Source organism: uncultured Meiothermus sp. (assembly GCF_937863175.1).
In the GTDB taxonomy this organism is placed as follows: Bacteria; Deinococcota; Deinococci; order Deinococcales; family Thermaceae; genus Meiothermus.
In genome coordinates this window covers 1-11,738 of record NZ_CALMCQ010000176.1, presented here as the reverse complement: position 1 = coordinate 11,738, position 11,738 = coordinate 1, and the positions used below count along the sequence as shown (strand labels likewise).

The window sequence follows — 11,738 nt, the reverse complement described above, 5'->3', positions numbered from 1 at the left end:
CGTACAGGATGGACTCGAGATGATTGAAGCCTGCGATAGAGCCGGGGTGCGCTTATTTATAGCGATGGTAGTGCGTTTCTTTCCCCAGTACCGCCTGAGCCGCGAGCTGGTGGCCAGGGGTCAGATCGGAAAGCTGGGAGTAATGCGCCTCAAGCGGGTCTCGTATACCCCCCAGAAGCCTGGAGATAACTGGTATCTCGACGAGTCGCGCTCAGGTGGGATGGTGGTTGATCTGATGATTCACGACTTCGATTATGCCCGCTGGCTGGCGGGCGAGGTGGAGCGGGTGTTTGCCCGCCTCAACCAGGCTACCGATGGCCCAGGACAGTACGCCCAGGCTATTCTGCGCTTCAAGGATGGCCCGATGGCCCTGATCGAGGGGGGGTGGGCCTACCCGACAGGGATTTTTCGTACCGCGATGGATATCTCTGGAACCGACGGTCTAATTGAGTGGAGTTCGGATGAGCATGCTCGAGTGCGGAGCTTCGTACTGCAAAGGCCCGGTGAGACAGCTTCGGTAGGACTGCCGGTCTCGGGGCTTTCGGACGACCCCTATGCACTGGAACTGCAGCATACCTATAAGTGCATACAGACTGGCGAACCCTTCGAGGTGACAGCTCAGGATGGCCTCGAGGCCCTGCGCATTGCCCTGGCGGCCAAAGAGTCAATTGCGACCGGCAAGCCGGTTACACTATAAGAAAATTATGCGTACTGGCACTCTAAGTTTTGCCCACCTCCATGCCGAAGGCTAACAGGCCATGCCGGTCGTGCTAGCTGCCTACGAGTCTTCGGAGAATAAATCCGTGGTTGTGTTATAGGGTTGCCACACCCGATAACGCCGCAGTTTACGCCATCTACGGCACAAATTTGGCTAGCATACGGTATGTCTATTCAAGTACGCATTCAGAATTTGCTGGTGCAAATTGAGACGGAAAGCTTTCGTTTATGCAGGGTCGAATCCCACCCTGCCTTCAAGTCGTGGCTCAGTCGAGAACCAAAATTAAGCGAAGGGCTGGCGAGTGTGCGAAAATTCTGGCAGCTCTTCTGCGATGATGTGAGCCACGACGACCCCCTGGTGCCGCAGTATATTGATCAGGTCGAGAAAACCACCACCGATATCTCTCGTAGCATTGACCAGATGTACCAGGCACTGGGTTTCGACCAACCCTCGACCGCTCGAAATCCAAATTGAGTCCCCGAGGGCATTATCTACGCCGGACTTGTCTTGGTGGCAAACCTACCCCGGAAGCACCATTAGATTTTGTTGATGGAAACAAAGCCAGGGTAGCTCCGGGGCAGTAGACCGCGCTCGAAAGCGGCTTTGCTGAGTTCTTCGCGGAAGTTGGGGTCGGCAATGCCGATAAGGGCCTGGGCACGTTCGCGCAGGCTCTTGCCGAATAGCTCGGCCACCCCATATTCGGTTACGACGTAGTGAACATCGGCTCTGGTCGTCACCACCCCTGCCCCGGTCTTCAGTAAGGGGACGATGCGGCTCAGGGTGCCGTTCTTGCCGCTACTGGGCAGGGCAATGATGGGCTTGCCGCCGTTGCTGGCCGCCGCCCCCCGGATGAAGTCGAGCTGCCCACCGAAGCCGGAGTAGATCCGGGTGCCAATCGAGTCGGCGCAGACCTGGCCGGTGATGTCTACCTCGAGGGCCGAGTTGATGGCAATCATGTAGTCGTTGCGGGCCACATTGAAGGGGTTGTTGACCCAGTCGGAGGGTCGCATCTCGAAAAGGGGGTTGTTGTGGACAAAGCGGTACAGTCGCTCGGAACCCAAGACGAAGGTTCCCACTACCTTGCCAGGGAGCAGGCTTTTGCGCTGTCCAGTCACGATCCCTTTCTCCAGGGCTTCCATCACCCCATCGGAAATCATCTCGGTGTGTACCCCCAGATCCTGCCGTCCGGTCAGATTGGCCAGCACCGCGTCCGGAATAGCCCCAATGCCCATCTGCAAGGTGCTGCCGTCATCAATGAGATCCGCTACATATTTGCCGATTTTCGCCTCGACTGCCCCAAAACTGGCTCGAGGCAAGACAGGAAGCGGGAAGTCCACCTCCACAAAGGCAGCGAATTTAGACACATGTACGAAAGTGTCTCCCAGGGTGCGCGGCATCTGTGCGTTCACCAGTGCGATCACCCGCCGGGCGTTTTCCACCGCAGCTTTGGCGGCGATAATCTCCACACCCAGGCTGACAAAACCAAACTCGTCGGGAGGAGAAACCTGCACCAGGGCATAATCGAGCGGCAAAACCCCCCGCTTGAACAGCCAGGGTACCTGGTGCAGCGAGATGGGCACATAGTCGGCCCGCCCGTTATTGACCGCCTCCCGGTCGGCGGGGCCCACAAAAAGCGAACGGCGGCGAAAGTGGCCTTCCATCTCGGGGGCCAGGAAGGGATCGGTGCCCAGTTGGAGCAGGTGAACCAGTTCGACGTTTTCCAGCTCGTTTTTGCGCTGGGCCAGGGCTTCGAGGAGGGGGGTGGGGGTGGCGGCGTTACCCGAGACATAGACCCTCGAGCCGCTCTTAACCAACCCAGCAGCCAGTTCCAGATCGGTCAGTTTGCTCTGATAGACTTTTTCAACCTCGCTGCGTCCCAGGGCTTTGCCAGTACGTGAAATCGTTTCCATGAACCCATGCTAGCGCTGCCAGGGTGGGACAGATGACCGTGGAATTGAGCCGGTAGCGAGGAAGAACAACAGACAAGGAAGCGGAATAGAGAAACCCTGCCGCAACGTATTCCCCTTGCTGTGGTTTTTCCCTTCCACTCCCTGGCCTTATGGGGGGCGCCCCCTGCTCCCGCTCTCGGTTTTCCATCGTAACGCGAATATAACGCTCGACTCGCTACGCTACGACCATGAAAGGGGGAGTCATGCGCCAGAAGGCGGTGACACTCATTGTTCGAATGTGGCAAGGGCCGGATGGCACCGTCAAGGCATCAGTCAAACCGACCGATGGGGGAGAGACCCAGCATTTCCCCGACCTGGCGGCTTTGCTGCACTACCTCGAGCAAACCCAGGAGCAGTTTGGTGAAAAACCAGGGGAGTCGCGGGGTCTGCGCTGAGGTCAGGGCCTGGGTGTAATCGTGTCGGCCTCGGTCAACTGCTTGACTTTTCCGTCTGGCAGGATAAACCCCGCTGAAACCACGTACTTAAGGGCATCCTCGATACTGATATCCAGCGGAATCACATCCCCGGTAGGAACGATTATGGCCATCCCAGAGGCCGGTACTTGGCTGGTGGGAACCAGCACCACCGTGTACCCTTCGGGTAGGGGGGTCAGCCTCTTGCCGACTTGCGGATTGGCAATGAAGCAAAGGGTATACAGACCCTTGCGTGGGTACTCAATCACAGCGGCCCGCTGAAATTGTACCTCGGGCTGCCCCAACAGCGTCTGGGCAATTTGCTGAACCGCGTTATACACCTCGCGTACCAGAGGAATCGTCTTGATACTGCGATCCAGGGCTGTGAAGATCACGCGCCCCACATAGTTTCCGGTCAGGGCACCCACCAGCGCTAACAGCCCCAGCGTAGCCACAATCCCCAGAACCGGAAGCAGGGGTAAGAGCCAGCGGGCCGGCTCAGCATCAATGGCCTGCAAAATGCTGCCAATGATACGGTTTGACCAGTTATAAACCCACACCAGAACATAAATCGTTACCGCAATGGGCAAGATCGAAAGCATCCCGGCGATAAAATAACGACGAAGCCAGACACCCATATGTATTTCAAGAGTCTAAGGCCGGTGGGATTCTTGAATAGGGTTTTCCTCACCGACGCGTTGAGCGATGGGCCTGGGCACCGCCAGATCTCCCGGGCAGGCCTGGCCCCTGCTTCTCATCTAAGGCTGCTACACTCAGGCCCGTGAATGCCTTTGCCGACTGGCTTTTTGTGGTGGTGTGGGCGGTAGCGCTTTTTGCGACCTTTATCCCGGTGGTGCCTGCCGGGTTCATCATTGTGGGAACCGCCTTATTGCACGAGCTGCTGGTGGGATTTACCGAGATTTCGGTACCGATCTGGATCGGTCTTGGGATCCTGACCGTGATGTCGTCTCTGGTGGACAACATCGCGGGCGCGTTGGGTGCCAAGCACTTCGGAGGCAGCCGCCAGGGGGTCTGGGGCGCCTTTATAGGGGGCCTTATGGGTATTTTCATTCTGCCACCGCTGGGGTTGTTTCTAATGCCTTTGGTGGGGGCCTATGTGGGCGAGCTGGTGGCAGGTCGCACCGCCGAGGCTGCGTTGCGAGGGGCCTGGGGAGCCGTGCTGGGCTTGCTGGGAGGGTTGGCGGGAAAATTCTTAATTCACCTGCTGATGGGTATTCTGGTGATCCAGGCAATTTTCTAGGGCATTCGAGCGAGTACTCGAGTCTGCGGCCTGTAAGCCGTGAACCGCAGATGCTCAGACCCCAGCAGTTAAGCATGCCTTGCTGATTCAACCGTCTTGGTGTGATACGGGCTATACTTGGAGTTTAGATGGACTATGTGCTCATCAGTCGGAAAGGTTGCCACCTCTGCCTGGAAGCGGAGGCTATGCTAGCAGCACAGGGTATTGCGCATATCTGCCTGGACGTAGATGCTGATGAGAGCTTGAAAAAGGCTTATACGTTCCGGGTTCCAGTGCTGCTAAAAGAGGGCAGGGTGCTGCTCGAGGGCAAGTTTACCCTCGAGCGCCTATCCAGGAAGTTATCTTTATAACTGGAGGCGTAGATGGATCCAATTCTGATCGAAATCGGTTCGCTGCAAATACGCTGGTATGGGCTTTTTCTGGTGCTGGCAATTTTTGCTTCCTTCGAAATTGCCAAACGTATCCTGCGGAGCTGGGGCCACGACCCCGACCGCTTTGAACAAATTGCCTTCTGGGCCGTGATCTGGGGTGTTATAGGGGCCAGGGTAGGGTATGTGATTACTAGCCCAGGGGATTTCAGCGCCGACCCGGTTTCGGCACTGTATATCTGGCAGGGAGGTCTTTCCTTCCACGGGGCCATCATTGGTGGGATTCTTCCTTTCGTTTATCAGTATTACCGCTATAAGATCCCGGTCTGGGCCTATCTGGATGCGGTGGTGCCAGGAATTGCCATTGGTGTAGCGTTAGGGCGGTTTGGCAATTTCATGAACGGCTCCGATACGGTCGGACGGCTAACGAACTGGCCCATTGGCTTTACCTGGCCCAACGCCGCAACAGGCTTCCCAGGAGTATGCCCTGGTATCAACGACATCAGTGAGTGGCTGCTGTGCGCTGATGCCCTGGTGCGTGGCCCGGTACACCTAACCCAGATATACGGGGCCTTGCTGGGTGTGGTTTTGCTCGGGCTGTCGGTCTTCTGGCTGCGACAAAACCGTGCCCATGGCTATGTGTTCTGGCAGTTTGTGCTGTGGTATAGCGTACTCCGCTCGGTTTTCGAGGAGCCCTTCCGCCTTAATCCGCTGTGGATCAAGACCTACCTGAACGAACAAGCGGGCATCGGCCTTTTCACCGCAACCCAGATTGTCTCGATCCCCCTCATCATCGTGGCTGTTGTATTGCTGATGCGTTGGAAAGGGCAACGTGAGAACCCTTCCAGCACCGCAGTGCCGGTTCCGGTGGGGCCTGCACCCAGGTCCGGTTCGGCCAGGCAGAACAAAAAACGCTAGGGGTGTTTACTGGCTGCCTGAGTTTGGAGGATAGACCCCCGAGTTCCCCCTGTTAGCAATACAATCGGAGAGATATGGCACATGCTGTGGTGATTCTCGCCGCGGGATTGGGAACCCGCATGAAGTCCAGACTGCCCAAGGTTCTGCATCCCTTGCTGGGGAAGCCCCTGGTTGGCTACTGCCTTGATACGGCCTTTGCCAGTGGCGCCGAAAAGGTTGTGGTGGTCATTGGCCACGGGGCTAAGCAGGTGCGCCAAACCTTCGAAGGCTACCCGAACCTGAGCTTTGTGGTGCAGGAGCAACAACTGGGCACAGCCCATGCCCTGGCCCAGGCCCGGCCCGTCCTGGCGGGCTTCCCGGGCCCCATCGTGGTAACCCAGGGCGACACACCTCTGACCAGGGTCGAGACGCTGACGGGGCTGGTCGAGGCCATGCAAGAGGGAGCAACAGGAATGGCCATGCTCACCATGAAACTGGATGACCCCACTGGCTACGGGCGCATTCTGAGAGACGAGCATGGGGAAATCCTGGGCAATGTGGAGCACAAGGATGCCACCCCAGAGCAGCGTGCCATTTGCGAGATCAATCCAGGGGTCTACTGCTTCGACTCGAGCCTGTGGGAGAAGCTGGCACAAGTTGATAATCAGAATGCCGCCAGGGAGTATTATCTGCCCGACCTGATCCGAATCTACCGCGAAGCGGGCCAGAAAGTAGCTTCTACGGCATCAAAGGATACCGGCGAACTCCTGGGGGTCAATTCCCGTGCCCAACTCGCCGAGGTGGAACGGATACTGCTCCAGCGCCTGCGAGCCCACTGGATGGCCCAGGGTGTGCGGATGATTCAGCCCGAGACCATCTACCTCGAGCCAGCCGTGGAGTTAGCCGCCGATGTGACCCTGTGGCCAGGAGTGGTGCTGCGCGGTCAAACCCGGCTGGGCGAAGGGGTGGAGGTTGGAGCCTATGCGGTTTTGAGCGATACCACTGTGGAGGCCGGGGGCCGCATCAAATCGCACACGGTATGCGACGAAGCCTATGTCTCGAGTGGAGCCTATGTCGGGCCATTTGCTCGCCTGCGTCCCAGGGCGTACCTGGAAGAAGGCGCGCACGTGGGCAATTTTGTCGAACTCAAGAATGCCCGCCTGGGCAAAAAAGCCAAAGTCGGACACCTGGCCTATCTGGGCGATGCCGAGGTGGGGGAGGAGTCGAATATTGGGGCCGGGGTCATCACCGCTAACTATGATGGTCAACAAAAACACAGAACCACCATCGGAAAGCGGGTTTTTGTGGGCTCCAACAGCGTTCTGATTGCCCCCGTTACCCTGGCTGATGGGTCGTTCATTGCTGGGGGTAGCGGCATCAACCAGGATGTGCCCGAGGATGCGCTGGCCATCGCCCGTGAGCGCCAGCGAAATATTGAAGGTTACATGAAGCGAAAACGCGATGACGGGAGGTAGGAGGAATCACAGTACCAGTGCAGTTGCGCCTCGATAGGAGGTCCAGACAGCCTCTCCGGATCACTCTGTACCGGGCGCAATTTCTGAGCGGTTATCGCTCGCAGCATCCCCTTATGCTTTTGGGTGGCGGGTGGTCAGGCTTTCAGATGAGTTTCAGCCAACGGGGTAAACTGGGGCTGGGAGACTGCCATGAACCTGGGAATGTCTGAAATTTTGATTATCTTGCTGATCGCCTTGCTGCTGTTTGGCCCGCGCAAGCTGCCCGAACTAGGGCGCAGCCTGGGCCAGAGCATCCGCGAGTTTCAGCGGGGGGCCAAGAACATCCGCGAGGAGTTTGAAAAAGCCACGGATGTAAAGGAGTTCAAGGAGATCAAGGAAGAGCTCGGCAAGCCTCTGGAGGAGTTCAAGAAACCTCTGGAGGCCAGGGAAGAAAGTAAATCGTGAAGGGGTCAACCATGCGAGAAGCCCCTTTGATGGAACACCTGGAAGAATTGCGCAACCGCCTGATCTGGGCCATCGTGGCCTGGGGGGTTATGACGGCGGTGGCCTTTACCTTTCGAGTTCAAATCCTCGAGGCCCTAAGGCGTCCCCTCGACGCCTATAATGCTACTGCTGAGATCAAAGCAGAGCTCATCGTCTTGAACATCACCGAACCCTTTCTCACCGCTTTCAAGGTCGCGGCCTTCGGAGGACTGGCATTAGCCCTGCCCTTCATTGTCTACCAAATTTGGGCATTTATTGCGCCGGGTTTGTTCGCCAGCGAACGGCGACTGGCCATCCCTTTCTTGCTGGGAGCGGGCTTCAGCTTTAGTCTGGGAGCGATTTTTGCGTATTTTGTGTTGCTGCCCTTTGCCGTGCCTTTTCTGTTGGGCTTCTTGGGTGATGTGGTCACCCCACAAATTTCTATCGGAATGTACATGGGCCAGATTCTTACCTTTTTGGGTTTGATGGGCATTTTGTTCGAGATGCCGGTGGTGAGTTATCTGCTGGCCCGCCTCGGCATCATTACCAGCCGTTTTCTTATCAACAACTGGCGCATTGCTGTTGTTCTGCTCTTGACGCTTGCAGCGCTAATTACTCCCACGGTGGACGTGGTCAACCTGAGTCTGGTTTCGATTCCCCTCATGGTGCTGTATGGGATTTCGATTCTCCTGGTCAAATGGGCTGAACGCGGCCGCCCAAAAGAGGTAGAGACCAGCGCCGCTTGAAATGGGCTTGTCACAGGTTTTGGCCCTCTCGGGAGTGGCGAAATGGCCTGAATTTCAGGTCATTCTTACCCCGGAACCTCCCCGCGACTTGCTTTGCGGGGCCATACTTGGTATACCATTGGGTTCATGGATCAACGAATCGCAAGCCTGCGAAAAGATGTGGATTATATCAACCGCGAACTGCTCCGACTGCTCTCCGAGCGGGGCCGGCTGGTGAGTGAAATTGGTCGAGTCCAGACGGAACTGGGCCTGGCGCACTACGACCCCAGACGTGAAGACGAGATGCTGACCTACCTCACCGAGGAAAACCCCGGCCCTTACCCCGCCGATACCATCAAACGGCTGTTCAAGGAGATTTTCAAGGCGTCGCTAGACCTGGAAGAGCAGCAGGACAAGCAAAAATTTCTTTACTCTCGCAAGGTCAAGCCCGAGGACACTGCGGTCAGGGTGGGAGGCGTTGTTTTTGGGCAGGGCACGGTGCTGGTAGCAGGGCCTTGCTCCATCGAATCTGAAGAGCAAATGTTCTCCACGGCAAAGTATCTGGCTGGGTACGGCATCAAGGTGCTGCGCGGAGGAGCCTATAAACCCCGTACCTCACCCTATGGTTTTCAAGGGATGGGGGAGCCCGCCCTTAAGCTGGGCCGCCAGGCTGCCGATGCCTATGGCATGGTGTTTGTGACCGAGGTGATGGATACCCGCGATGTGGAGCTGGTGGCTCAGTATGCCGACATCCTGCAGGTTGGCACCCGCAATGCCCAGAATTTTGCCTTGCTGCGCGAGGTGGGCAAGGCCAACAAACCCGTGTTGCTCAAACGTGGTTTTGCTCAGACCATCGAAGAGTGGTTCTACAGTGCCGAGTATGTTCTCTCGCAGGGCAACGCCGAAGTGGTTTTGTGTGAGCGGGGCATCCGCACCTACGAAAGGTGGACGCGCAACACCCTCGATCTTTCGGCAGCCATCCTGGCCAAGCAACTAACCCACTTGCCGGTGATTGTGGATGTAACCCATGCCGCCGGAAGACGAGACCTGCTGGCCCCGCTGGCAAGGGCAGCGCTGGCTGCCGGTCTGGATGGGGTACACATTGAAGTGCACCCCAACCCTAAAGTAGCCCTTTCCGACAACGAGCAGCAACTCGACTTCGCCCAGTTCGAGCAGTTCATGAATGCGATCAAAGACCTGATGTTGAAAGAGACCTCGAGGGTCTAAGAGCGCCCAGAATAGAAATCTCGGTGATGCTTTCTTATTGAGATGCATTTTGGGATTGCTTCGGCGTGACTCCGTTGCGAGCCTCCTGGTGCACTGAAAATTCCTAATCAGGCGATACTTAGCTGACGGGCAACTTCGTTTCTTGTCGCATCTGGTATCAGATCGCATATCGGTCAGGGGGCTAGGGTTGAGAATCGAAGGGGCCATTCTTTCTTGAAAACCGCCTCCGGGTTCCGTTAATGGGTGCCTTCTACGGCAACCGCCCAAGCTGCACCGGGGAATTGTCAGTTTTTACCCTGGCCTGAAGCCCTCCTACCCTGTACCCTGATAGCTGTGGGATTTTTTGACAATCTTGTTGGAGCTTTTCTCAAACTAACCGACCCCACGCCGGAGTATACCGGGCCTCGGTGCTTGCTGGAGCGCAACAGTGTGGGGGGATGCGATAAGTGCCAGCAAGTCTGCCCACACCAGGCCATTGACCTTCAAAGCTTTACGGTAGAGATTAGCGAGATTAAGTGCACCAGCTGTGGTCTCTGCACTGCGGTATGCCCCGGAGTTGCGCTGGAATTCCCACTGGGGCCTTTTCAGGAAAAGCTGCACCGGGGGCATGGTCAGATTCGTTGCTCCAAGGCTCCCGGTACCGGCGACGAGATTCACTGTCTGGGACAATTAACACCCGGGGTTTTAGCGGAATCGGGCTCGCGCTATGGCTTGCTCACCCTGGCCCATGGCGACTGTGCAACCTGCAGGATAGGCGGCCCTTCTATCCCAGAAAGGGTGCAGTGGGCAGCGCAGGAGGGAAGGAAGTATTTCCCTGGACTGGAGGTGCACTTACAGCAGGATTCGCTGCGCGGGGCGGAGGTGGGCCGCCGGGAATTTTTCGGGGCCATACTGGGCGGGGCCAAACGTTCTGCCGCCGAACTGGTGCCAAATCTGCCTTTGCCGCAAATTGAATCTTATGAAGATAAACGTTCGGATCACCCCGCCGAACTGCGCTTGCGGAAGGTGGCCGCCCATCGTGCACAGGCCGTGCAATGGCCCCGCATCGCGGTGGCTGAAGGGTGTACGCTGTGCCCGGTCTGTACCAATGTATGCCCGACCAGGGCGGTTGAGCGTGAACGCGAAACCGTCGAGGGGTTGAGTGAAGAGTTTGTCCTGAGGCTGAACGTGTCGGCCTGCACGGGGTGTGGGGCTTGTGTGGAAAGCTGCCCACCTCAGGTGATTTCGCTGGTGGAAGCCAGCCGGGATGAGGTGTTTGACGAGCCGCTCGAGCTTCACCGAGGTACACCCCCCTGGTACGACTTCTAAATCTGCTCGAGCCCGGGCCTTTCGCTTGCTGGAAGACCCGCAAGCCCACTGGTTTTGAGCGCACCAGAGCAGAGGTGGTTGTGCCATAGACCCCTGCTGTTGATTGAGAACCTGTTCTGGCTCCTGCACAGAGCGGAATACGGCCCGGATCCCATAGCTGCTACCCCGCGTGTTGAGTCGGGCAGTCTCGAGCGGATCTCCGGACATATGGCGCAGTAAGGCCCTCTTGATCGGTTCCGGGCGGTTGGAGCAGAAGGTGCACCCATTCCCGGAAGCCATTCGTGACGAAGGGGCGGTTTTCAAATTGATTTGCTTGGAAAACCGCCCAGGAGTAGCTTGGTTGACTCAGGCCAGACTGCGACTGGCCTACCCAAAATTGGAGTCATGGCAGGGCACAAGCGCCTGAACGTTTGACACATGGCGGCCAGACCCCTAAAATACCGTTTGCTGTCCTGCGGGCTTCGCATCACCTCGGGTTTGCGAAGCGTTTTGGCTGCTCTGCGCTGGGGCATCGTCTAATGGCAGGACAACGGTCTTTGGAACCGTCGGTCGTGGTTCGAGTCCACGTGCCCCAGCCACTAAACCCTCCGAATCTTGCTCGGAGGGCTTTTCTATCGGCCAGATGGTTTGTGGCCCGTGTGATATATGGGCGCTGCCTTGACTCAAGGTCTGCTACTATCTAGGCAATATGCCGGAAGTTATGCAAAGCGACAAAGTTCTGGTCGTTACCTCGAGCCTGACCCTGCGGGCCTTGCTCGAGTTGGCTATTGAAGATCAGGGGATCGAAGCCCAGTTTTATGAGAAAGCCCAGGAAGGGCTAGATTTCCTCAAAGCGCATACACCTCGGGCTATCGTGCTGGATGATGGTATTGAAATTGATCCCTTTTCCATTGCCTCCCGACTAAAGATGAGCCGCCGATTGCGGGAGGTGCCGG

Annotated in this window: 13 protein-coding genes, 1 tRNA gene and 1 pseudogene; 13 read left to right on the top strand and 2 right to left on the bottom strand. The window is 57.2% G+C overall.

The features are described 5' to 3' along the window. Both Q0288_RS06875 and Q0288_RS06870 read left to right on the top strand, forming a co-directional pair. A partial coding sequence (locus tag Q0288_RS06875) for a Gfo/Idh/MocA family oxidoreductase (protein WP_299429053.1) occupies positions 1-697 on the top strand: 697 nt, incomplete at its 5' end. A 186-nt stretch (positions 698-883) separates the two neighbouring features. Then, positions 884-1,192, top strand: coding sequence for a hypothetical protein (locus Q0288_RS06870; protein ID WP_299429051.1), 309 nt, complete (start codon positions 884-886; stop codon positions 1,190-1,192). A gap of 62 nt (positions 1,193-1,254) precedes the next feature. Here Q0288_RS06870 and Q0288_RS06865 read toward each other — a convergent pair whose 3' ends face one another. Beyond that, positions 1,255-2,628 carry an acetyl-CoA hydrolase/transferase C-terminal domain-containing protein gene (locus Q0288_RS06865; RefSeq protein ID WP_299429049.1) on the bottom strand — a complete coding sequence of 458 codons (1,374 nt, stop codon included), beginning with the start codon at positions 2,626-2,628 and terminating at the stop codon, positions 1,255-1,257. A 227-nt stretch (positions 2,629-2,855) separates the two neighbouring features. Between Q0288_RS06865 and Q0288_RS06860 the strand changes: the two genes are divergently transcribed. Beyond that, a complete protein-coding gene (locus Q0288_RS06860; protein ID WP_299429047.1) occupies positions 2,856-3,062 on the top strand; it encodes a hypothetical protein in 207 nt (68 codons plus the stop codon). Positions 3,063-3,064: 2 nt separating this feature from the next. Here Q0288_RS06860 and Q0288_RS06855 read toward each other — a convergent pair whose 3' ends face one another. Continuing rightward, positions 3,065-3,718, bottom strand: coding sequence for a DUF502 domain-containing protein (locus Q0288_RS06855; protein ID WP_299429045.1), 654 nt, complete (start codon positions 3,716-3,718; stop codon positions 3,065-3,067). Between the two features lie 143 nt (positions 3,719-3,861). Here Q0288_RS06855 and Q0288_RS06850 point away from each other — a divergent pair, with 143 nt between their 5' ends. From Q0288_RS06850 to Q0288_RS06805, 10 genes and pseudogenes are all read left to right on the top strand, one after another. Then, positions 3,862-4,341: a DUF456 domain-containing protein gene (locus Q0288_RS06850; RefSeq protein WP_299429043.1), complete on the top strand. Its 480-nt coding sequence runs from the start codon at positions 3,862-3,864 to the stop codon at positions 4,339-4,341. Between the two features lie 128 nt (positions 4,342-4,469). Next, positions 4,470-4,691: a glutaredoxin family protein gene (locus tag Q0288_RS06845; protein ID WP_299429041.1), complete on the top strand. Its 222-nt coding sequence runs from the start codon at positions 4,470-4,472 to the stop codon at positions 4,689-4,691. 12 nt (positions 4,692-4,703) lie between these two features. Then, on the top strand, positions 4,704-5,627 hold the full coding sequence (gene lgt, locus Q0288_RS06840) for a prolipoprotein diacylglyceryl transferase (RefSeq protein WP_299429039.1): 924 nt from the start codon (positions 4,704-4,706) through the stop codon (positions 5,625-5,627). Between the two features lie 74 nt (positions 5,628-5,701). Beyond that, positions 5,702-7,081 (top strand): bifunctional UDP-N-acetylglucosamine diphosphorylase/glucosamine-1-phosphate N-acetyltransferase GlmU, encoded by a 1,380-nt coding sequence (gene glmU, locus Q0288_RS06835; protein ID WP_299429037.1) that lies wholly within the window; start codon positions 5,702-5,704, stop codon positions 7,079-7,081. 189 nt (positions 7,082-7,270) lie between these two features. Then, on the top strand, positions 7,271-7,525 hold the full coding sequence (locus tag Q0288_RS06830) for a twin-arginine translocase TatA/TatE family subunit (protein ID WP_299429035.1): 255 nt from the start codon (positions 7,271-7,273) through the stop codon (positions 7,523-7,525). 11 nt (positions 7,526-7,536) lie between these two features. Beyond that, positions 7,537-8,289: a twin-arginine translocase subunit TatC gene (gene tatC / locus Q0288_RS06825; protein ID WP_299429033.1), complete on the top strand. Its 753-nt coding sequence runs from the start codon at positions 7,537-7,539 to the stop codon at positions 8,287-8,289. A gap of 126 nt (positions 8,290-8,415) precedes the next feature. Then, positions 8,416-9,495 (top strand): bifunctional 3-deoxy-7-phosphoheptulonate synthase/chorismate mutase, encoded by a 1,080-nt coding sequence (locus Q0288_RS06820; RefSeq protein ID WP_299429031.1) that lies wholly within the window; start codon positions 8,416-8,418, stop codon positions 9,493-9,495. A gap of 333 nt (positions 9,496-9,828) precedes the next feature. Further along, positions 9,829-10,803, top strand: coding sequence for a 4Fe-4S dicluster domain-containing protein (locus tag Q0288_RS06815; protein ID WP_299429029.1), 975 nt, complete (start codon positions 9,829-9,831; stop codon positions 10,801-10,803). Positions 10,804-11,307: 504 nt separating this feature from the next. After that, positions 11,308-11,381 (top strand) — tRNA-Gln (locus Q0288_RS06810). A 110-nt stretch (positions 11,382-11,491) separates the two neighbouring features. Further along, positions 11,492-11,738 (top strand): annotated as a pseudogene (locus Q0288_RS06805) (response regulator); the annotation flags it as partial.